The organism is Achromobacter piechaudii NBRC 102461, assembly GCF_001571245.1.
Taxonomy (GTDB): domain Bacteria; phylum Pseudomonadota; class Gammaproteobacteria; order Burkholderiales; family Burkholderiaceae_B; genus Achromobacter; species Achromobacter piechaudii.
Genome location: NZ_BCTK01000006.1, coordinates 762,006 through 783,113, shown reverse-complemented (window position 1 = coordinate 783,113; position 21,108 = coordinate 762,006). Strand labels below are relative to the sequence as shown.

Sequence of the window (21,108 nt, the reverse complement as noted above, 5' to 3'; positions counted from 1 at the left end):
GCCCGCCCCGTCAGAGCAGATATTCCAACACCTCGTCGCCCGCGTCGTTGAGCACGCCGGTCGACCGCCATCCCAGGTGTCGGTAAAAGCCGTAGGAACGCACGCCCGGATCGGTCGCGCAGCCCAGGAACACCCGGGAATGGCCCTGCTTGCGCAGCAGGCTGACGACGCGGTTCAAGAGGGTCTTGCCCACGCCCTGGCCTTCATACGGGGGCAGCAACGCCAGCACGACGATTTCGCCCGTGTCCCGGTGGCCGAAGCAATACCCCGCCAGCACGTCGCCATCCAGCGCGACCACGCCGGGATACAAGCCGGTGTCTATGCCCGCCGCCCAGGTTTCGCGCGTGATGCCGGCAGCGGCCAGCTCGGCCCGCGTGACCGCGTTTTCACGGGTCTGCGTGCGCAGGACGATACATGCCTCGGCGTCCGCCGCCAGGGCGGGCCGATAGGTGATGGTCATTTTCCCTCCAGTACGGGTTTCAGAAATGGCGCCGTCGCGCCCTGCCCCTTGCGGCAGACCTCGGCCGGCGGCCCCTCGGCCACGATGCGTCCGCCTTCGTCGCCCGCGCCCGGCCCCACGTCGATCATCCAGTCGCTGTTGGCGACCACGCGCAGATCGTGTTCCACCACCACGACCGTGTTGCCCGCGTCCACCAGGCCATGCAGTTGCGCCATCAGCTTGTCCACATCCGCCGCGTGCAGGCCGGTGGTGGGTTCATCCAGCACATACAGCGTGTTGCCGCGCTGGCTGCGTTGCAGTTCGGTAGCCAGCTTGATGCGCTGCGCTTCGCCCCCGGACAGCTCCGTGGCGGGCTGGCCCAGGCGCAGGTAGCCCAGGCCGATTTCATGCAGCAAGGACAGCGGCCGCTGCACTGCCGGTTCTTCATTGAAAAATGCCAGCGCCTCGTCGACCGTCATGGCCAGCACCTGGGCGATGTTGCGGCCGTTCCATTCGATTTCCAGCGTCTTGGCGTTGTAGCGGCTGCCATGGCACACGGGGCATGGCGCGTACACGCTGGGCATGAACAGCAGCTCCACATGCACGAAGCCTTCGCCTTCGCAGGTTTCGCACCGGCCTTGCGCCACGTTGAACGAAAAACGGCCCGCGCCGTAGCGGCGCGACTTGGCCGCGCGCGTGGCGGCGTACAGCTTGCGCACATGGTCGAACAGGCCGGTGTAGGTGGCGAGGTTCGATCGTGGCGTGCGCCCGATGGGCTTTTGGTCCACGTTCACCAGCCGCTTGATGGCGTCGGCCCCCGCGTCGATGCGGCCGGTCGTGCGCGGCAGCGCGCCCGCCTGGGGCAGATCGCCCTCGCTCTCTTCCACGACCGGCTCTTGCCCCAGCTGCTCGCCGACCAGCTCGACCAGCGCCTGGCTGACCAGGCTGGACTTGCCGGAGCCGGATACCCCCGTCACGGCGGTGAACGCGCCCAGCGGAAAGCGCGCGTCGATGCCGTGCAGGTTGTTGCGATGGATGCCGCGCAGCGACAGCCAGCCCGAGGGCTCTCGCACCGTCGCCCTTCCGGCCGGCGCGGCGTTGAACAGATAGCGCGCCGTCAACGACTCCCGCACCTTCTTCAAACCTTCGGGCGGACCGCTGTACAGCACCTGCCCGCCGTGCTGGCCCGCGCCCGGGCCCACGTCCACCAGCCAGTCGGCGCGGCGCAGCGTGTCCAGATCGTGTTCGACCACGAACAAGGTGTTGCCCGCATCCTTCAATTGATCCAGCGCGCGATGCAGCGCCTGCCCGTCCGCGGGGTGCAGGCCGGCCGAGGGCTCGTCCAGCACATAGACCACGCCGAACAGGTTCGAGCGGATCTGCGTGGCCAGCCGCAAGCGCTGCAACTCGCCTGGGGATAGCGTCGGCGTGGCGCGGTCCATCGCCAGGTAGCCCAGGCCCAGCGCCTGCAAGGTGCCGATGCGCTCGACCAAGTCATGCGCGATGCGCTGCGCCGCGATGCGTTTTTCCGGCGACAGGTCCGGCGTGCGGCGCACGTCGGAGCTGCCCGTATGCGCCAGTCCACCGGCCGCCACGCGGCGCGCATTGTCCTTGCGGCTGGTGGCGCGGCTGCGCGCAGCGCTCGTGGTGGGCGCGTCGAACTGGCCGCTTGCGGCCGGGGCCAGCACCTCGGCAATGCGGGCCAGCGGCAGTTGCGACAGGCTGCCGATGTCCAGGCCCGCGAAGGTCACCGACAAAGCTTCGCGCTTTAAGCGGCGGCCGTCGCAGACGGGGCACGCCGAGCCCGTCATGAAACGCGCCACGCGCTTTTTCATCATGGCGCTCTGGGTCGTCGCGAAGGTATGCATCACATAGCGGCGCGCGCCCGTGTAGGTGCCCATGTAGCTGGGTTCCTGCTTGGCGCGCAAGGCGGCGCGGGTCTCGGCGGGCGTGAAGCCCGCGTAGACGGGCACCGTCGGCTGCTCGTCGGTGTACAGGATCCAGTCGCGGTCTTTCTTTTTCAGGTCGCGCCAGGGCGTGTCCACGTCATACCCCAGCGTGACCAGGATGTCGCGCAGGTTTTGGCCATGCCAGGCGGGCGGCCAGGAAGCAATGGCGCGCTCGCGGATGGTCAGGGACGGGTCGGGCACCATGGACGCCTCGGTCACGTCGTAGACGTAGCCCAGCCCATGGCAGTTGGGGCAGGCGCCCTGCGGCGTGTTGGGCGAGAAGTCCTCGGCGTACAGCATGGGCTGGTTGGCCGGGTAGGTGCCTGCGCGCGAATACAGCATGCGCAACATGCTGGACAAGGTGGTGACGCTGCCCACGGTGGAGCGCACGTTGGGGGTGCCGCGCTGCTGTTGCAGCGCCACGGCCGGGGGCAGGCCTTCAATGGCGTCCACGTCCGGCACGCCGACCTGATCAATCAGCCGCCGCGCGTAGGGCGACAGCGATTCCAGATAGCGCCGCTGCGCCTCGGCATAGAGCGTGCCGAACGCGAGCGAGGACTTGCCCGATCCGGACACCCCCGAGAACACGACCAGCGCGTCTCTCGGGATATCCACATCGACGTTCTTCAGATTGTGTTCACGCGCGCCGCGAACGCGGATACAGCCGTCGGCGCGGGATGGGGCGGAAGTCTTTCGTGAGCTCATGGAGCCATAGTAAAGGACTCCCCGCGCCCCGATCCAGCCGCGCTATCACCCCATGCGCGCGTCGGCGGCCTGGCGCGCCAGGTCCAGATATTTACGGCGCAGGATCTCATCCGCCTGATCGCGCGGCGCCATCGGGTCGTCCAGCTCGTCCAGTTTTGCCGCCCGCACCAGCGACAGCAGGTTGCGCGAGTTCGATTCCGACGAAGGCATGACGGACTGGTCGACGAGCTTGCCCTTGATGTACTTGGACACCTGCGTCGTCTGGGTGCGCGATTCGTTCAACGTCGCCTGCGTCAGCACGCCGTCCTCGTACGCCACGTCCGTCTTGCTCTTGCTGCTGTCATGGATCTGGAAGTACAGATAGTTCTGCGAGTCCTCGTCCTGGGTCAGCGCCAACTTCACATCCGGCGACAGCGAACGGTGATAGTTGGCCGTCAGCGTGGTGGACTGCTCTTGCGAGACCGCCAGATCCCAGCGCGCCTTGCCCGACACCTGGCTGGTCTGCGACGCCTGGTACGAGAAGCCGTCGATCTCTTTGGGCCGCATCGGGTTGCTGGCCTCGCGCACCTGGTCGATGGATGCCGAGAAATCCGCCAGGCCCGACAGCAGACTGCGATGCGCGTCGGCGGCGGGCAGCCGGCGTGTCGTGGTGTCGGCCGCCGGCACCTGCGCCGCGCCGCTACTGCCGTGCATGGCCGAGAACACGTCCTTGAATGTGTCCATCAGCGCCTCATCGCCCGAGCCACGGCGTTGGGCGCGGTCGAACTGCTGTAGATACTTGGCGACCGCCGCCTGCTGCTGCGTGGCGGAACCCAGCGTGACCGGCTTGGTCAGGTCCACATCCACCTTGACCACGCCCGTCACGTTCGACACAGTCAGGCTTTTCTGCTTGCTGTCCGCCTGGAAATCGATGGTCTGCGTCGCGCCGTCAACGATGCGGGACTGGCTCAGGCTGATCGACGACAAGAGCGGCGAGCCGCCGTTCGCCAAGCGGGTCAGCGACCAGCGCGGCGGCACTTCTGCCAGGCCGTCCAGCGCATCTTGGAAGGCGCCCGACAAAGCCGCGATGGCACGCCGTTCGTCCTCGTTCAATTCGCCTTCGGCCACGTCGACCTGCACGGCCATGCCCTCTTTGCCGCTTTGCAGGCTGACCTGCACCTTGACGCCGCTGGCGGTGGTGATGCGCAGCGACACGGTGTTGTCCGGTTGCAGTTCGGCTTCCGTCAGCGGGCCGGCCTCAGCAGTGGCCGGGGTTGCCAGGCGCGCCGCCGGGGCCCACTGGGCATGGCTGGAGCCATCGGTCCGAAAGCGGTTCAGCAGCGCCGCGCCCACGTCGGCAAACGGACTGACGCGCGTGCGCGCGGCCACGCCCTTGGCCATGGCCGCCGCCAGGGCGTCCGGCACGGTCCCCGTTTCGTCGTAGACCGAACCCGCCGACTCCGATATGCCCTGGCCCAGCATCACGACCGAGGAGCGAGGAGTCGCGGACGCATCGGCCAGCGTGACGGGCTGCGCCGCACGAATGACGGTAAGGGGGGAACCTGACGAGGCCGCGCCGGGCGCGCCTGCCAATGCACTGATGAGGGTCATGGGGCATCCACAGTGGGCAGTGGCTGCCCGGGTTTTTATCTGAATACGTGTAGGAGCTGCTCACGGGTTAACGGCAAGCCCCGGCAAAAATTAACCGTGCCCGTGTCTGCCCGCCCCGGATTCAGATCCCATGCCGCGCCAGGAACTCCTGCACCGCCTCCAGCACGACGGCTTCGCGCTCCCGGTGCGGCACGTGGCCGCAACCGGCCAGGGGCAGCATCTGCGCCGGGCCGGCCGCCAGCGCCACCAGCTTTTCCGGATGGCGCATTGACCCGTACTCGTCGTTTTCGCCATGGATGGCCAGCAGCGGCGCGGACACGCGCGGCAGGGTGTCATCCAGATTCCAACCGGCGAATTCCGCCGACAGCCAGGTTTTCACCCAGGCATCCAGCACCCACTGCGCCTTGTCGCCGTGATAGCGCTTCAAGCGTTCCAGCTGCGCCGGGTCGAGAAACTGCTCGCCCGCCTCGCGGATGCCCGACAGCGTGCGGTCTTCGACGAATTGCTGGGCCGATTCGGTGATGACGCCGATGCAGGCCTGTGGAAAGGCCGCCGCGATGGCGACCGACATGCCGCCGCCCACGCTATGGCCAAAGGCAATGAAGCGCGACAGATCAAAATGCCGGATCAGCGCGGCAAAGGCATCGCGCGCCTCGGCGAAGACGAAATCCGCATCCAGCTTGCCCGGGTGCGGATCGGACTGGCCGAATCCCAGTCGGTCGTAAGCGATGACGGCGCGGCCGGTCGCCTCGGCCAGGTGGGCGGGAAAGTCGCGCCACAAACCCACGCTGCCCAGCGAGTCGTGCAGCAGCACGATCGGGGCGTCGGCGCCCGGCCAGCGGCGGGCATGGATGCGGCCAAGCGCGGTGGAAATCATCACATCCTGCGGCGTTACGGCGGTGGCGTCGGCCATCATTCATCCATCCTCGGTTCGATCTCGATAGGACGGATTCTGCTTCCAACCGCGCCGCCGGGCAACTCCGGGCGCGGTTCGCCCCTCGAACCGCGCCGGCCGCCCGCCACCCGGGGGCTACGCCGCCCCAGGCAGCGCCAGCATCGTACCCGCGTGACGCCCGCGCGGATCTTCGCGCAGCTTGAACAGCGCCACCGTATCGGCCAGCACACGGGCCTGGTCGCTCAACATGGCCGAGGCCGCGGCGGATTCTTCCACCAGGGCCGCGTTCTGCTGGGTAGCCTGGTCCATGTCGGCCACGCTGCGGTCGATCTGGCTGATGCCGACGCTCTGCTCGGTCATCGCGCCGTGGATTTCGTTGACCAGGCGCTGCACGCGCGCAATGCCGTCCACGATTTCGCTCATCGTCGAGCCGGCTGCCTGCACGCGTTCGGTGCCGCTCTTGACGTTTTCAACCGACGCCTGGATCAAGGTGCGGATCTCCTGAGCCGACGCGGCGCTGCGCTGCGCCAGCGTGCGCACTTCGCCCGCCACCACCGCAAAACCCCGGCCCTGCTCGCCCGCGCGCGCCGCTTCCACGGCCGCGTTCAACGCCAGGATGTTGGTCTGGAAGGCGATGCTGTCGATCACGCTGATGATTTCCGTGATGCGCTGCGAGGACTGCGAGATCGCGCTCATCGTCGTCACCGCGTCCGTCACCACCTTGCCGCCGCGCTCGGCCGCCACGCTGGCCTCGGTTGCCAGGCGCTTGGCATGCTCGGCGGCCTCTTCCGTCTGGCGCACGCTGGAGGTCATCTGCGTCAGGGCCGACGAGGTCTCCTGCAAGGAGCCCGCCGACGTTTCCGTGCGCTGGGACAGGTCGCGGTTGCCCATGTCGATCTCGCGCGTGGCGGCGGACATCGAATGCACGCCCGTGCGCACCTCAAGCATGACGGTGCTGATCTTGTCGACAAACGCGTTGAAGGACGCCGAAATCTGCGCCACTTCGTCATGGCCCACCACGTCCAGGCGATGCGTCATGTCGCCGTCGCCCGAACCGATGGTGTCCATCGCGTCGCGCACGGCCGACAGGCGCTTGAAGGCGCGCGAGGTCACCACGCTGGCCAGGCCCACGGCCACCAGCGTCAGCACCACCAGCGAAATCAGCGTGGCGTTCAGCACCTGGGTCAGTCCGGCCGTGGCCTCGGCGCTGTCCAGCGCAATCACCAGCGACCAGTCGGTGCCCGGAATACGGCGGGCCTTGAGCAGCTTTTTCTGGCCGTCCAGGCTGACCGTGATGGGCTCCGCGCCGTCACGCCCCATGGCCGCCAGCGCGGCCGGCGTCAACTCGGGCGCCACGTCGGTGGACGGCTTGAGCGCCAGCTTGTCATTCACATGCGAGATGACCTGGCCGTCGGTCGCCACCACGAACGCCAGGCTGGACGGCGTGGGACGAATGGCGCGGATGATGGCCTGGATGCCATCGAGCGGCACCGCGCCGCTCAGGACGCCTACCGTCTGCCCGCCGCGAATCATCGGCGTGGTAAAGGCCACATACAGCTTGCCGGTGCCCGAATCGCCGTAGGGCTTGGTCACGGTGAGCTTGCCCGCCGCCACCGCGCTCTTGTACCAGGGCCGCGCCGTGGGGTCGTAGTCGGCGGCGGTCTGCGTGGTGGAAAAGTAGCTCTTGTCCGACCAGCCGATGGTGGATATCGGAAAGCCGTTGGTCTCGCCCATCAGCTTGGTCAGCCCGCGCGGGTCGCCCTTTTCCACCACGGCGGCGGTGGCGGTGACCGCCTGCGCCTTGTCGGCAGACCAACGTTCGATGGCGCTGGCATTGCCCGCCGCGATGGCGTCCAGGTTGCCGGAGATGGTTGCCATCATGTTGCTGCGCACGATCTGGTAGGTGGTGATGCCCGACAAAACCAGGGCGCCTACGACGGTAAAGCAGGTGATCAATAGAATACGGTTGCGCAACGAGGTGATTTTCATTCTTGCCTTCTTACTGCCACAGCCCCGTGCCGGACGGCAGGGGAACGCAGCCCGCCCAAAAAGCGGCGGCCTACGTCTGGGCTTACGGCAGAGGCGGCGGAACCTTTAGCCGGGCGTCATGCAATCGGTCTAAAATCCGCCGGTGCAGCCCACCCTCGGCCAGACTCCCTCCGCCACCTCGCCCTCTCCCGCCTACGGCGCCCGCATCCGGCAGGTGCAGATCGACGCCTTGCGGCGCAGCTTTCCGTTTGCACTGGCCGGCTCGCTGATCTCGGCCTGCTTCTCGGCCTATGCGCTGCGCGGTGTGTTGCCGATGCACGAAGTGCTGGCGTGGATCGTCGCCACGCTGCTGGTCGGCGCGCTTCGGCTGGCCGCGATGATTGCCTACGACCGCCACCTTACGCAGCCCGACGCCGCCGCGCGCTGGGTGCGGCGCATGCTGGTGGGCAACCTGGCGTCCGGCCTGTTGTGGGGCCTGCCCTTTGCCTACTGGACGCTGTTCGTCCCGTTGGAATATCAGCTGTTCTTCATCGTCATCCTGTTCGGGCTGGGCACCGGCGCGATCTATTCGAACTACATGCTGCTGCCCGTCATGTACGCGTTCGAAGTGCCGGCGTTCGCGCCCATGTTCATCGCGCTGGCCGCGCAGCCCTCGGCGATCCACCTGGCGCTGGTCACGGGCGGGCTGGCGTATCTGGTGGCCACGCTGGCCTTCATCCATCGCATGAACCGCACGCACCTGGACGCCTTGCGGCTGGGCTACGAAAACCTGGCGCTGCTGGAACAGGTGCGCCAGGAAAAGATTGCCGCCGAACGCAGCGACCTGGAAAAGTCGCGCTTTCTGGCCGCCGCCAGCCACGACCTGCGCCAGCCCGTGCACGCGGTCAACCTGTTCCTGGGACTGCTGGCGAACGAACCGCTGTCACGCCACGGTCATTACCTGGTGGATAACATCGGCAGCGCCATGACGGCCATGGGCCAGTTGTTCGACGCCCTGCTGAATCTGTCGCGGCTGGACGCCGGCGTCATTGAACCGCGCTGGCAGGGCTTTGCGCTGAATCCGCTGCTGGACCAGCTGCGCGCCGAATACGCGCCGCAAGCCAGGGAAAAAGGCATGTCGCTGCGCGTGCGGCCGTGTGCGGCCAGCATCTGGTCCGATCCTGTCCTGCTTGAACGCATTCTGCGCAACCTCATCAGCAACGCCATCACGCACGCCACGGGCGGGCGCGTGCTGATCGGATGCCGCCGCGTCGGCGGCCAGCTGCGCATCGAAGTGTGGGACAACGGCGTGGGCATCCCCGCCGCCGAGCAAGAGCGCGTGTTCTGGGAATTCCATCAGCTGGGCAATCCCGAGCGCGATCGCAGCAAGGGGCTGGGGCTGGGCCTGGCCATCGTGCGCCGCACCGCCAGATTGCTGGGGCATCCGCTGGCGCTGCGTTCGCAGGCGGGCCAGGGCACGGTGTTCATGTTGACCGCGCCCATCGCGGACCCGGCGCAGGCCGGCGTATCGGCGATCGACGCCGCGCCGCCGCATGCGCGCGCGGCGTCCAGCGACGCTTCCCTGCACGGCCAGTTGGCGCTGCTGGTGGACGACGACCCGCAGAACCTGGCCGGCCTGACGATGCTGTTCGAGAGCTGGGGCTGCCGCGTCATCGGCGCGTCCAGCGGCAATGCGCTGTTCGAACGCGTGCTGCCGCTGGCCGAACGACCGGCGCTGATCGTCAGCGACTACCGGCTGCGCGATCACGAAACCGGCATCCACGTCATCGAACGGCTGCGCGAGGAATACAACGACCCGGACCTGCCCGCCCTGCTCGTCAGCGGCGACACCGACCCCGCCCGCCTGGCCGAAGCCGCCGACCGCGCGATTCCCCTGCTGCACAAGCCCGTGTCCGTGCAGGCGCTGCGCGAACGCGTGGCCGCACTGCTGCAAGCCTCAACCGTCCGCCCCTCTGGAGACCACGAATGACGGCCGTCCTGCTGGTCGATGACCATGCGATGTTCCGCGAAGCCCTCGCGCTGGCCCTGTCCAACGCCGTCCCCAGCCTGACGCTGCATCCCGCCGCGAACGGACACGAAGCAATGGACGTGCTGGCGCGTCATGACGACATCACTAATGTGATCATGGACTATTACCTACCGGATATTGCGGGCGCGGAGTTGCTGCGGCGCATGCGCCAGCGGCGGGCGAAGCTGCGCGTGCTGGTGCTGTCGGCCTCGGAAGACCCCGAGGATCAGCGCCGCGCGATGGATGCCGGCGCCCAGGCCTTCATGAACAAGTCGGCCAGCTGCCAGGAACTGGTCGCCGCGCTGGACGCCATCAACGACGCGGCCCAGCCCGCGCACCGCCCCGTGGCGGCAGCAGCGGCGCCTGCCACTCAGGACGAAGCGGCGCTGCTGCGCACGCTGACCCCGCGCCAGCAGGAAGTGCTGCGGCTGATGTGCGACGGGCTGCGCAACAAGGAAATATCCGAGCGCCTCTGCATGACCGAGAAAACCGTGAAGACCCACGTGTCGGCCATCCTGGCCGCGCTGGGCGTGCTCAATCGCACACAGGCGACGCTAGTGGCGCGGCGCGGCGGCGTGTTCGGCCGGCCGGCCTGACCTCGCGCCGCCCGCTGTCGGCGGCGACCTTGCCATCCAACAGCACGATCTCGCGCCCGGCGGCGGCGATGGTGTCAGGCCGATGCGCAACGATCACGCGTGTCATCGCCAGCCGCGAGATCGCCATGTTGACCACGCGTTCGCGGGCCAGGTCCAGGTGGCTGGTGGCTTCGTCCAGGAACAACAGCGTCGGCCGCTTGTACAGCGCGCGCGCCAGCAGCACGCGCTGCTTCTGGCCACCCGAGAGCACCGTGCCCATGTCGCCCACCAGCGTGTTGTAGCCCATGGGCATGGCGACGATGTCGTCGTGGATGTCGGCGATGCGGGCGCACTCGCGGGCGCGGTCGGCGTCGAAGCGCGGATCGAAAAAACTGATGTTCTCGGCGATGGAGCCGGCAAACAACACGTCGTCCTGCAACACCGTGCCGGCAATCCTGCGCAGCAACGCCGCGTTCGCGCCACGCACGGGTGCGCCGTCCACCAGCACCTCGCCCTCGGTGGGCGTGAGGACGCCCAGCAGAATATTGATCAGCGTCGTCTTGCCGCCCCCCGACGGCCCGGTGATGGCAACGGATTCGCCGGCCTCGATCCGCAGGCTGACGCCGTCCAGCACATAGGGTTCATGCGCGCTGTAGCGAAACCGCAGGTCGCGCACTTCGATCACGGGCGCAACGGCGATGGGCGGGCCGGAGGGTTCGCCCGACGCCGGGGGGTTGTCGTCCACCGGTTCGGGCGCCTCGTGCACGATATCCGCCAGACGCTCGCCTTGCAGCCGCAGCATCTTCACGTCCACCAGCTTGTCCAGCAATGCCGCCACGCGCTTGTCGAAGAGCGTCTTGTAGACGATGAACGCCAGCAACGCGCCCACCGTGAACTGCCCGCCCAACACCTGCCGCGCGCCCAGCCACAGGATGGCGATGGACGACAAGCCGAACAGCAGGCCATTGAAGGTCCGGAAGAACAGCGCCCATTTCTGCACGCGCAGATCGGCATTGATTTCATTGACCAGCAATGTCAGCCAGCGCGAACGGCGGTCGTCCTGATGCTGGAACAGCTTGATGGCCTTGACGCCACGCACGGTCTCCAGGAAGTGCGACTGCTCTTTCGCGGCGTGGACGATGTGTTCTTCCGTGGCATGGCGCAAGGCGGCGTAGCCGGCCCAGCGCGCCGCGCCGTAAAGCGCCATCGCCCCCAATGCGATCCATGCCAGCGGCGGGCTGTACAGCAACATCAGCACCAAGGTGATCGTCATGACCATGCCGTCCAGCAGCGCCTCAAGGAACGAGGTGGTGACGGTGCGCTGGATGGCGTCGATGGCGCCGAAGCGCGACACGATGTCGCCCAGATGGCGGCGCTCGAAATAGGCCACCGGCAGGCGCAACAGATGCGTGAAGACATTGGCGCGCCATTGCAGGTTCAGGGTCGTGCCCAGGTACAGCAGCATCCAGCTGCGCGCTACCGACGTCAGGTGCAGCATCACCATCAGCAACCCGAAGGCCAGGGCCAGCGTGGTCAGCAGGTCCCGGTCGCCAGTATTGAGCACATGGTCCACGACCCATTGCAGGAAGAAGGGCTGCACCACCGTCAGCACTTCCAGGGCCAGCGCCAGCAGCAGCACCTGCGAGAAGGCCGCGCCCAGCCCCGTGATGCGGCCGGTCAGTTCGCGCAGCCGCACCGGGCGCGCCTGCCGGGCCGGCTGAAAATCCGGCGTTGGCCATAGCTCCAACGCCACGCCGGTATACGCGGCCGATAGCTCGCCCAGAGTGACCTTGCGCGCGCCGCGCGCGGGATCGATCACGGTGGCCCCTCGCCCATCGATGGCGGTCAGCACCACGAAGTGGTTGAACTCCCAATGCAGGATGCAAGGCAAGGCCAGCTTGTCCAGCGCGCCCAGGTCCGCCTTGACGGGCCGCGACGCGAGTCCGAGCTGGCTGGCCACGTGGATCAGCGACGCCAGCGTCGAGCCCTTGAGCGACACCGGAAAGCGGCCGCGCAGGCTGGCCAGGCTTTGATGATGGCCGTGAAAGCCAGCGATCATGCCGACGGCGGCCAAGCCGCATTCGGCCGCCTCGGTTTGCAGGATGCGCGGCACGCGGCGCTGCACGCCCAGCGTCAGGCGTTCAAGCATCGTCACCATTTCCCCGCAAGCTGTCGGGCCGGGTCAATGGCCCATTGATACAGACGCCGCTTCTGCTGTAGCAGGTCGGCCTCCAGCCGCATGCCGGGCCGCAGCGCCAGCGCCTGCCCTTGCGGACCGCGCGCGGGCGAGTCCAGCGACACCGTGATGCGGTACATCGGTTCGGACGCGCTGTTGGCGTTGGCTGGCGCGCCATCACGCAACTGCCATTCCGGCAAGGCGCTCTGCGTCACGCTTTGAACGACGCCCGCCTGCTGGCCGTAGGTTTGGTAGGGATAGGCGGCAAAGCGCATCAGCACCGCGTCGCCCGGCGCAACGAAACCGACGGCGCGGCTGGGCGCATAGAGTTCAGCCAACAGCGTCGCGCCATCGGGCACCAAGGTAGCCAGCGGCCGCACGGTATCGACGGACTGGCCGACATCGGCGTTCATTGACGTCAGCACGCCAGCTTGCGGCGCGGTGACGCGCAGTTGGCGGCGGGCTTCGCTTTGCGTCAGTTCCTCCGCCACGCCGGCCAGGTCGCGGTCCAACTGCCCCAGCTGGTTCTGCTGGCGCAGGCCCAGGTCGGCCAACGCCGCCTGCCGGCTGGACAATTCCATCGCCAGCCCGATGCGGTCGCGCAGCAGCGCCTGCAACTGGTTGCGCTGCTCCAGCAGCTCGGCCCGCTTCAGGTCTGATTCCTCGGGCGACAGATAGCCCTTGTCCATCAGCGCGCGATAACGCTGGGCGCTGTCTTGCGCCAGCTTGATGCGGCCACGCTGGCCGTCGATCTGCAGGTCGATGGCCGTCAACTGCGCGCGCAGCCCGGCCACACCCGCCGTCAATAGATCCCGTTCGCCTTGCTGGAGCGCCAGCGTCTTCTCGCGCGCCTGCCGCAGGCTGTCCTGCCGCTGCCGGATCTGCCCGCTGATGACTTGCTGCGTGTCGCCCACGGCGCTTTGCCGGTCGCCCGACACCACATACAGCACGTCGCCGGCGTTGACGTGTTCCCCTTCCCCCACCCGCCTCTCCAGCACCACGCCGGACTGCGGCACGTAGAGCTTCAACAACCCCGTGTCGGGCGCAAGCTGGCCGCTGACCGTGGCCCGCTTGGTATAGGCGCCGAATGCAAGGAACAGGCACACCAGTACAACGAAGCCGCCCAGCACGCCCGTCACCCACGCAAACGACACCGGCCGGATCAGGACGATATCGCCCAGCGGCGCGGCGCGTTGCGCGGCGAGCGCCTGCTTGCGAAAGAGCGGTTCGGAATGCATGACGACAGGAAAGTGCGCGGCGATGGCATCGCCGCGCAGCTTTGGCATCAGCTGGTGTACAAGGTCTTGCCCGCGGGACGCGCCTGGGAACTGACAGCGCTGAGATTACGTGCCTGCGGCGCGCCTCCCATGAATCGATTCGGGCCCGCCCCGCCGCTGACGAGCTGGATTTCCTGCTGCGTCAACGCCTGGATCCCATCGTCGCGTGACTGGCCGGCGGTAGCCGGCTGCTTGCTGGTCTTCATATGGTTCTCCTGCTGCTTGCCGGCGAAGAAAACCGCACCGGCATCGGTTGGGCAGCGGGCAGGCACGCGAAGCTTGCCGCGTGACGATGCAAGCGGCAAACATCGTGGCCGATAAATGCCGATCTGCTTGGGCCGAAAAGTAGCAGCAGGCCGATGCGCGCGCATCGGTCTTTAGTCGTAGGGGCGCAAGCCCGCCCACGCGCTTCATGGCCGGGCGGGTGCTTGCCCATAAGCCCTTTATGACTGAACGGGCGCGCTCGCCGATAACGGGTCGCCAGCAGCGGCAGCAAGCGGCGCGCCACTATCCTGGGCGACCGCGGCAACCGCTGGGCGCGAGGCCAATTCCTCCAGCAGGTCGGCCGATGGTACGAAGAACAGGCTGCCGGTCACGGCGCGGCTGTAGTCAAGCAGGCGATCGTAATTGCCCACCGGACGGCCGACGAACATGTTCTCCAGCATCTGTTCGATAGGCGCGGGCGAACGCGCGTAGCCGATGAAGTAGGTGCCGAATTCGCCCATGCCCGCCCGGCCGAACGGCATGTTGTCGCGCAGGATCTTGATTTCTTTGCCGTCCTCTTCCAGCGTGGTCAGCGCGCTATGCGAGGATGCCGGCTTGATGTCGTCATCCAGTTCCACGTTGGACAGCTTGTGGCGGCCGATGACGCCTTCCTGGCTTTCCACGGACAGCGCGTTCCAGGCCGCCATGTCATGCAAATACTTCTGCACCAGCACATAGCTGCCACCGGCAAACTCGGCGTCTTCGTCGCCGATCACCGTGAAGTTCACTGCTTCGCGTCCTTCGGGGTTTTCGGTGCCGTCCACGAAGCCGATGATGGCGCGGCGGTCGAAATAGCGGAAGCCGTGCACTTCGTCCACGACCGTCACGGCGTCGCCCAGGTCGTTCATCAATAGCGTGGCGACTTCAAAGCAAAGGTCCATGGCGTCGGCGCGGATGTGCAGCAGGATGTCGCCGGGCGTGGATACCGCCTCTCGCGCGCCTTCGCCAAACACCCGAAATGGATGCAGGTTGGCCGGGCGCGGCAGGCCGAACACCGCGTCCCAGGCTTGCGAGCCGAACGCGCAGACACAGGAGAGGTTTTCGTCCGGTGAACGGGTATTGACCGTGCGCACGCGCGCGGCCACAACCTCGCACCAGGCCCGCACGGTTGCGGCGGCGTCTTCGCCCGGATTGATCGTGGCGACGATGAAGATCGCGTGCCGCGTAGTCGGGCTGTGGACGGATTGGGGTTCGGGCGGAAGGTCGGGCGGGAAGGCGGGCATGGCGCGGTCTCAGGAAGACGAAGGAATTCGCGCTGAAATTGTATCCGGCGTCCGGTGCGATTTCTTGAACAAAATCACGCTGCGCCGGGCCCGCCGTCCCCGCCTCTTAAAAGCGGTACATCACGCCCACGGATCCGAACATATTGCTCTTGCGCTCGGTCAGCGGACTGTCGCGCGCATCGCCCAGCAGGGTCGAGACGCCCACGGTGGATACCGTGCTCCAGCTGGGATCGATGCGGTAGATCCAGGTGGTGTAGAGCGCCGCCGACTTGAAGCCAGACGACGGCGAATACGTCGACAGGCCCTCGCGGCTGCGCGCGGCTTGCGAGGACGTCACGCCGAACCAGGTCTGCATGGCGTCGTGGTTGGCCCATTCCGTGCTGACGCCGACCTGCACCACGTGCTGCTCGGTCATGATCGCCGCATACGAGGCGCGCAGTTGCAGCGTGCCGCCATAGCCGCTGCGCGCCGCCTGCTTGTAGCCGGCCCCCAGCGAATAGCGGCCCGGCCGCCATTCCACATACGCGCCATAGGCCGCGTGGAAATCGATGTCGTCCAGCCCCTTGGTGCGGTCCGCGTCGTCCGCGTCGCGGCCCAGGCCCAGCCCGAGAAACACGCCTGCATCCAGATCAGTAGCCAGCGAAGTCTTCAGGCCCATCGCGGGCAAGCCCATGCGCGGCGTGATGAAGAAGTTGCCGGCGTGGTAGTTGATCAGCGGCACCGGCAAGGCGCGGTACTGGCTGGACCCTTCATAGACCGGAATGGCTCCGACCCCCAATCCTATGCTGTTCGCCCCCTGCGCCTGCACGGCGCCGGCCGCGCCCAGCACCGCGAACCCCGCCAGGCCGCTTGCTATCATTCCCATCCGCATCAGGGCTTCCTTTTCATTCGTGTCGTTGGCCGTGGGCGTCCGCCCCCGGAATCGGCACGCATTGTCTGCTGCAACTTTTAATAATTCTTTAAGACCCCGCCGCGCCGCGCCGGTGGCCCCCTGGGAGGGCGATTGCGTATCCTGCTTGTCGAAGATGACCCCATGCTGGGCGACGCCTTGCGCGCCGGCCTGAGCAATGACGGCGCGACCGTCCACTGGGTACGCGCGCTGTCCGACGCACAGCTGGCGTTGGTGGACCACGGCTTTCACGCCGTGCTGCTGGACCTGGGACTGCCCGAGGGCAGCGGCCTGACGCTCTTGAAGGCGCTGCGGGGCCGCTTCGACACGACGCCGGTCTTGATCATCACCGCGCGCGACCGCCTGAGCGAACGCATCCAGGGGCTGGACGCCGGCGCCGACGACTACCTGGTCAAGCCGTTCCAGCTGGATGAGTTGCTGGCCCGCCTGCGCGCGGTGCTTCGACGCAGCAGCAACAGCGTGGTGTCGGCGCTGCGTTGCCGCGATGTGGTGCTGGAACCGGCAAGCCGGCTGGTCAGGCAGGACGGTCGGGAAGTCAGCCTCAGCGCACACGAATATCACACGCTGCTGGCGCTGATGCAGCGCATGGGCCACACGGTCAGCCGCGATCAGCTGGAGGTTGCCGTGTACGGCAGCAGCGGCACGATCGAGAGCAATACGGTGGCGGTGTACATCCATCAATTGCGGCGCAAGCTGGGCGACGGGCTGATCGAAACGCAGCATGGCCTGGGCTACCGCATCGTGGCGGACACCGCGCCATGATGACGCTGCGCCGGCGGGTGGCGACCACCCTGCTGCTGGCGATGCTAGCGACGTGGCTGATCGTGTTCTCGATGATCTACGTGCAGCAGACGCGCGCCGAAACCGGCATGGCCGACCAGGGCCTGCGCTATGGCGCGCAAAAGGCGCTGGTGTCGCTGCCCACCAGCCTGCTGCAAGCCGAGCCGTCGCGCGAAGACCGCTTCGAATTGCCCGCGCCCGCAACCCTGGACGGCGAATCCGCCAACTTCCAGGTCTGGTCGCTGGCCGACAAGCGGCTGATCCTGCAATCGCCATGGGCGCCCGCGCAGCCGCTGGTGCCGCATTTCCAAGACGGTTATCAGGACATCACCTTGCGCGGCGAGCCGTGGCGCGCCTATGCGGTGTCGGACGCGGACGGCCGCGTGCAGGTGCAATTCGCCAAGTCGGTCAAGGAACTGCGGCAGGAGACCGCCGCGCGCATGTGGAGCAGCCTGTGGTTCCTGAGCGTGCTGTTCCTGATCCTGACGGCGTTGACGTGGCTGGTGATACGGCGCGCGTTTCGCCCCGTCGATCGCGCGCGCCAAGCCATCCTGCACCGCACCGGCATGGATTTCACGCCCGTGCCCACGCGCGGCATGCCCGGCGAACTGCGCCCCTTCGTCGGCTCGATCAATGATCTGCTGCAACGCTTGTCGGCGTCGCTGGACCGCGAGCGGCGCTTCGTCGCAGACGCGGCGCACGAACTGCGCACGCCGCTTGCCGCGCTCGGTGCGTATGCCGAATTGGCGCAGCGCGGCGAGAGCGAGGCGGCGCGCGGCCAGGCGGTGGAGCAATTGCGCCACGTCGCCATGCGCACCTCGCGGCTGGCCGAGCAGTTGCTGGAACAGGCTCGCATGCAGGCCCAGGATGAAAGCGCCATCGAACCCGTGCCGCTTGCGCGCCTGGCGCAAATGATCGCGCGCGACAGCGAAGTGCTGGCCAACGGCAAGCAGCAGCGCATCGTGCTGGATACCGAGCCTGTCTCGGTGCCCGGCAACGTCGACGCCCTGGGCGTGCTGCTGCGCAACCTGCTGGACAACGCGTTGCGCTACACGCCATCAGGCGGTTGTGTGCGGATCGGCTGTGGTCCGTTGCAAGCGCGCGGCGCGTACCTGAGCGTGACGGACGACGGGCCGGGTATCGAGCCGGCCGAACGCGAACGCGTGTTCGACCGCTTCTACCGGCCACCCGGCACCGAAGAACATGGCAGCGGCATCGGTTTGTCGCTGGTGGCGCAGATCGCCACTGCGCACGGCGCGAGTATCGAATGGGGACCCGGGTGGGGGCCGGCGGGACGCGGCGTGGGCTTGACGATTGCATTCCCAGAGCGCGTTTGAAGGCGGACCATCGCGCGTCCACCATCAAACCGGGACGGGTTTATTGCGTCGCAGAAGGCGCGCCACAACACGCCGCGCCGCCTCGGAAATGCACGCTTTCATCTCAGCGCCTTCGGGTATAGTCTGGAACTCTTCGCGCCCCCACGGATTCCCCTTTTGCCACCATGACCAGCGCCCGCGATCTTGTCTATGCGGAACTTCGCCGACGCCTGATGTCCGGCGTGTTCCTGCCCGGCGAACGGCTGCGCGAAGAGCACATCGCGGCCGAGCTTTCCGTGAGCCGCACGCCGGTTCGCAGCGCCATTGAACGGTTGGTGGCCGATGGCCTGGTCAAGCGCGAAGGCCGGCGCGGGGCCGAGGTGCTGGGCTGGGTCGATCGCGACATCAACGAAGCGTTCGACCTGCGCCTGCTGCTGGAACCGTATGCCGCGCGCAGCGCCGCAGAGCGCGCCACACCCGAACAGATCGACCACCTGGAACAGATCAACCAGCGCATGCTGGAGGCAGTCCTGTCCGACGACGACGACAAGGTGGCGCGGGTGCAGCACTGCAATAACCTTTTTCACCACGCGCTGCTGGACGCAGCGCAATCGGCGCGCGTGCGCACGATGGTGGAAAACCTGCTGGACATGCCGATCATCATCGGCTCGTTCTATTTCTACACGCGTGACGACATGCTGCGCAGCGTGGATCACCACCGCCAGATCATCGCCGCTCTGCGCGCACGGGATCCCGCCTGCGCGGACCTCGCCATGCGTTTTCACCTGACCAGCACGCACCTGCTGTTTCGCAGCCAGCGCAAGCCGCCGGCCGACGCACAGACGGCGTGACGGCACTGCTGCCTTCCATGTATTCGCCTCAGATTCTCGTTGCCCTGTTCGTCCTGCTGCTGGCCGTCGCCATTCCCCTGGCGACCCTGGTGGTGCAGCTGTTCCGCCTCGCGCAATGGTTATCGCGCGGCGCGGATCCGGCGCGCGGCGAACGCCCGCATTTCACGGGGCCGCTGCTGGCCTTGCTGTTCAGCACGCTGGCCGCCAGCGACTTCACGAACTATGAACCGCTGCGCACGATTGCGCAGCTGAACCCGGTGCCTCTGGCCGCGCGCGCCTACTTCACCGTGGCGATGCTGGTGCTGGCGGTGCTGTCCTGGGCTTATGCCGGCGCGCTCAAAGCGCGGCTGTTGCGCGCACTGGGCATCGGCCGCGGCTGATATCGCCGCGGCATCATGTGTTGGTCAAGGGGCATGGCGATGCGCCCGCCCCTTTCAACGCCCGCTTAAGGCTTCCAGCCTTGCGCCTTCATGCGCGCATCGATCCACGAGGTGTCCAGCGTGCCGGCAGCGATCTGCGCCAGCATCTGTTCTTCCACCGCGTGCTTGGCCGAGGCCGCCTCGAACAGCGCGGGCACCTGGTCGTAAGGCAGCGCCAACAGGCCGTCTTCATCGCCCAGGATCAGGTCGCCCGGTTCGATCGTCATGCCGTCCAGCGCAATCGTCACATTGATTTCACCCGGACCGTCCTTGTAGGGACCGCGATGCGTGACGCCGGCCGCGTACACCGGAAACGAACCGCGCCGGATCGTGCCGCAATCGCGGATGGCGCCGTTGATGACGATGCCGGCCAGCCCGCGCGTCTGCGCATAGGTGGTCATGATTTCGCCGATGATCGCGTTGGTGAGGTCACCGCCCGCATCCACCACCACCACGTCGCCCGGCTGAGCCAGTTCCAGGGCCTTGTGCACCAGCAGGTTGTCACCTGGGCGGGTACGCACGGTCAGCGCGGGGCCCGCAAGCAGGCTGCCGTCGTGCATGGGGCGCAGTCGCGCGCCGCCAGCCGTCATGCGCGACATGCAGTCGCTGATGTTGGCCACCGGAATGCGGCGGAATTTCTCGACGAATTCATTGCTGACCGCGCGCCGGCGCGGGTGGATGTCAAAACCGATCATGGATGCTCCTGTTGCGCTCGATCCGGGCGCTTACTGTTTGGGGATACCGGCTTCCTGCACGACCTTGCCGAAGATGTCGTGGTCGGCGCGATGGCGCTTGCCCAGGTCGGCGGGCGTGCCCGACATGACGCTGTAGCCGGAGTCTTCAAGCTTCTTCACCACGTCCGGCTTGGCCTGCGACGCGTTCAAGGCCTTGTTCAACGTGGCGATCACGTCGTCCGGCGTCTTGCCCGGCGCCATCAGCCCCCACCAGATGGTCTGGTTGATGGTCTTGAAACCGCTTTCGGCAAAGGTCGGCACGTCCGGCAAGGCCGGCGAACGCGTGTCCGCGACCACCGCCAGCGCGCGCACCTTGCCGCCCCGGATCTGCGGCAGCAACGAGGCGACCGAGCCGGTGTAGAGGTCGATGCGGCCGCTGGCCAGATCCGGGAACGCCTGCGACCAGCCGCGATACGGCACGTGCATCAGTTCCATGCCCGCCGCCTTGCGCCACAAGTGGCCGATCAGATCGCCGCTGCCGCCGATGCCGGGGATGCCCAACGACACTTGGCCAGGACGCGCCTTGGCCGCCTTCACCACGTCGTCCAGCGTCTTGTAGGGCGACTCGGGCACCACCACGAACACGCTGGGCGATGAGGCCACCAGGCCCACGGGCTTGAAGTCCTTGAAGGTGTCGTAGCTGAGTTTGTTGTAGAGCCACGGGTTCAGCACGATGTTGTCGGTCTGCGCCATCACCAGCGTGTGGCCGTCCGGCTTGGCGCGCGCCGTGGCGTCCAGCGCCAGGTTGCCGCCTGCGCCCGGCTTGTTTTCCACGACGATGTTCCAGCCCGTGTCCTGGGCGATGGCCGAGCCGATCATGCGGGTCAGCGTGTCGGTGCCGCCACCGGGCGGAAAGGGCGAGATCAGCGTGATCGGGCCCGTGCCCATATCGGCGGCGCCGGCGGTGGCCGACGACGCGAGCATTGCTGCCAGCAGCAGTTTTTTCAGGGACTTCATTGTCTTCCTCTCTTGATGTTGATGATGCGTGCGGCCCTCTGCGGGGCCACT

General features: G+C 67.2%; 18 protein-coding genes. 6 read left to right on the top strand and 12 right to left on the bottom strand.

Annotated elements, in window-relative coordinates; genetic code table 11:
* Positions 1-10: 10 nt before the first annotated feature.
* From API01S_RS15620 to API01S_RS15600, 5 genes are all read right to left on the bottom strand, one after another.
* Positions 11-460, bottom strand: coding sequence for a GNAT family N-acetyltransferase (locus API01S_RS15620; protein ID WP_061305185.1), 450 nt, complete (start codon positions 458-460; stop codon positions 11-13).
* Complete coding sequence (gene uvrA, locus API01S_RS15615) at positions 457-3,093, bottom strand: excinuclease ABC subunit UvrA (protein WP_061305181.1); 2,637 nt, start codon at positions 3,091-3,093, stop codon at positions 457-459. Before uvrA ends, API01S_RS15620 begins: the two co-directional genes overlap by 4 nt.
* 45 nt (positions 3,094-3,138) lie before the next feature.
* Entirely contained in the window at positions 3,139-4,683 is a 1,545-nt protein-coding gene (locus API01S_RS15610; protein WP_156487112.1) for a hypothetical protein, read from the bottom strand.
* A gap of 121 nt (positions 4,684-4,804) precedes the next feature.
* The gene (locus API01S_RS15605) at positions 4,805-5,596 is read right to left on the bottom strand and encodes an alpha/beta fold hydrolase (protein ID WP_061305610.1); all 792 of its coding nucleotides are present in this window, start codon (positions 5,594-5,596) and stop codon (positions 4,805-4,807) included.
* Positions 5,597-5,713: 117 nt separating this feature from the next.
* Positions 5,714-7,567, bottom strand: coding sequence for a methyl-accepting chemotaxis protein (locus tag API01S_RS15600; RefSeq protein WP_061305177.1), 1,854 nt, complete (start codon positions 7,565-7,567; stop codon positions 5,714-5,716).
* A gap of 142 nt (positions 7,568-7,709) precedes the next feature.
* Between API01S_RS15600 and API01S_RS15595 the strand changes: the two genes are divergently transcribed.
* Complete coding sequence (locus API01S_RS15595) at positions 7,710-9,536, top strand: hybrid sensor histidine kinase/response regulator (RefSeq protein WP_061305175.1); 1,827 nt, start codon at positions 7,710-7,712, stop codon at positions 9,534-9,536.
* The gene (locus API01S_RS15590; RefSeq protein WP_061305173.1) at positions 9,533-10,171 is read left to right on the top strand and encodes a response regulator transcription factor; all 639 of its coding nucleotides are present in this window, start codon (positions 9,533-9,535) and stop codon (positions 10,169-10,171) included. The genes API01S_RS15595 and API01S_RS15590 overlap by 4 nt, the downstream gene beginning before the upstream one ends.
* Here the strand turns inward: API01S_RS15590 and API01S_RS15585 are convergent.
* The 5 genes from API01S_RS15585 to API01S_RS15565 form a co-directional block, all read right to left on the bottom strand.
* The gene (locus API01S_RS15585) at positions 10,110-12,305 is read right to left on the bottom strand and encodes a peptidase domain-containing ABC transporter (protein ID WP_254598610.1); all 2,196 of its coding nucleotides are present in this window, start codon (positions 12,303-12,305) and stop codon (positions 10,110-10,112) included. The two genes, API01S_RS15590 and API01S_RS15585, sit on opposite strands and share 62 nt — an antisense overlap.
* Complete coding sequence (locus tag API01S_RS15580) at positions 12,302-13,612, bottom strand: HlyD family secretion protein (RefSeq protein WP_061305171.1); 1,311 nt, start codon at positions 13,610-13,612, stop codon at positions 12,302-12,304. Before API01S_RS15580 ends, API01S_RS15585 begins: the two co-directional genes overlap by 4 nt.
* The gene (locus API01S_RS15575) at positions 13,612-13,809 is read right to left on the bottom strand and encodes a hypothetical protein (RefSeq protein WP_050729360.1); all 198 of its coding nucleotides are present in this window, start codon (positions 13,807-13,809) and stop codon (positions 13,612-13,614) included. The genes API01S_RS15580 and API01S_RS15575 overlap by 1 nt, the downstream gene beginning before the upstream one ends.
* A 237-nt stretch (positions 13,810-14,046) precedes the next feature.
* On the bottom strand, positions 14,047-15,090 hold the full coding sequence (locus tag API01S_RS15570; RefSeq protein WP_061305169.1) for a Dyp-type peroxidase: 1,044 nt from the start codon (positions 15,088-15,090) through the stop codon (positions 14,047-14,049).
* Positions 15,091-15,196: 106 nt separating this feature from the next.
* Positions 15,197-15,961 carry a MipA/OmpV family protein gene (locus tag API01S_RS15565; protein ID WP_050729362.1) on the bottom strand — a complete coding sequence of 255 codons (765 nt, stop codon included), beginning with the start codon at positions 15,959-15,961 and terminating at the stop codon, positions 15,197-15,199.
* A gap of 132 nt (positions 15,962-16,093) precedes the next feature.
* On the opposite strand from API01S_RS15565, the gene API01S_RS15560 reads away from it, so the two are divergent.
* The 4 genes from API01S_RS15560 to API01S_RS15545 all read left to right on the top strand — a co-directional run bounded on the left by API01S_RS15560 (position 16,094) and on the right by API01S_RS15545 (position 19,327).
* Complete coding sequence (locus API01S_RS15560; RefSeq protein ID WP_006221436.1) at positions 16,094-16,762, top strand: response regulator transcription factor; 669 nt, start codon at positions 16,094-16,096, stop codon at positions 16,760-16,762.
* On the top strand, positions 16,759-18,117 hold the full coding sequence (locus API01S_RS15555; RefSeq protein WP_061305167.1) for an ATP-binding protein: 1,359 nt from the start codon (positions 16,759-16,761) through the stop codon (positions 18,115-18,117). The genes API01S_RS15560 and API01S_RS15555 overlap by 4 nt, the downstream gene beginning before the upstream one ends.
* 164 nt (positions 18,118-18,281) lie before the next feature.
* Positions 18,282-18,947: a GntR family transcriptional regulator gene (locus API01S_RS15550; RefSeq protein WP_006221438.1), complete on the top strand. Its 666-nt coding sequence runs from the start codon at positions 18,282-18,284 to the stop codon at positions 18,945-18,947.
* The gene (locus API01S_RS15545) at positions 18,944-19,327 is read left to right on the top strand and encodes a hypothetical protein (protein WP_244976586.1); all 384 of its coding nucleotides are present in this window, start codon (positions 18,944-18,946) and stop codon (positions 19,325-19,327) included. The genes API01S_RS15550 and API01S_RS15545 overlap by 4 nt, the downstream gene beginning before the upstream one ends.
* Before the next feature lie 65 nt (positions 19,328-19,392).
* On the opposite strand, the gene API01S_RS15540 is transcribed toward API01S_RS15545, so the two are convergent.
* Together API01S_RS15540 and API01S_RS15535 are read right to left on the bottom strand one after the other, a co-directional pair.
* Complete coding sequence (locus API01S_RS15540; RefSeq protein ID WP_006221441.1) at positions 19,393-20,061, bottom strand: RraA family protein; 669 nt, start codon at positions 20,059-20,061, stop codon at positions 19,393-19,395.
* A 30-nt stretch (positions 20,062-20,091) separates the two neighbouring features.
* Positions 20,092-21,057 (bottom strand): Bug family tripartite tricarboxylate transporter substrate binding protein, encoded by a 966-nt coding sequence (locus API01S_RS15535; RefSeq protein ID WP_006221442.1) that lies wholly within the window; start codon positions 21,055-21,057, stop codon positions 20,092-20,094.
* Positions 21,058-21,108: the final 51 nt, after the last annotated feature.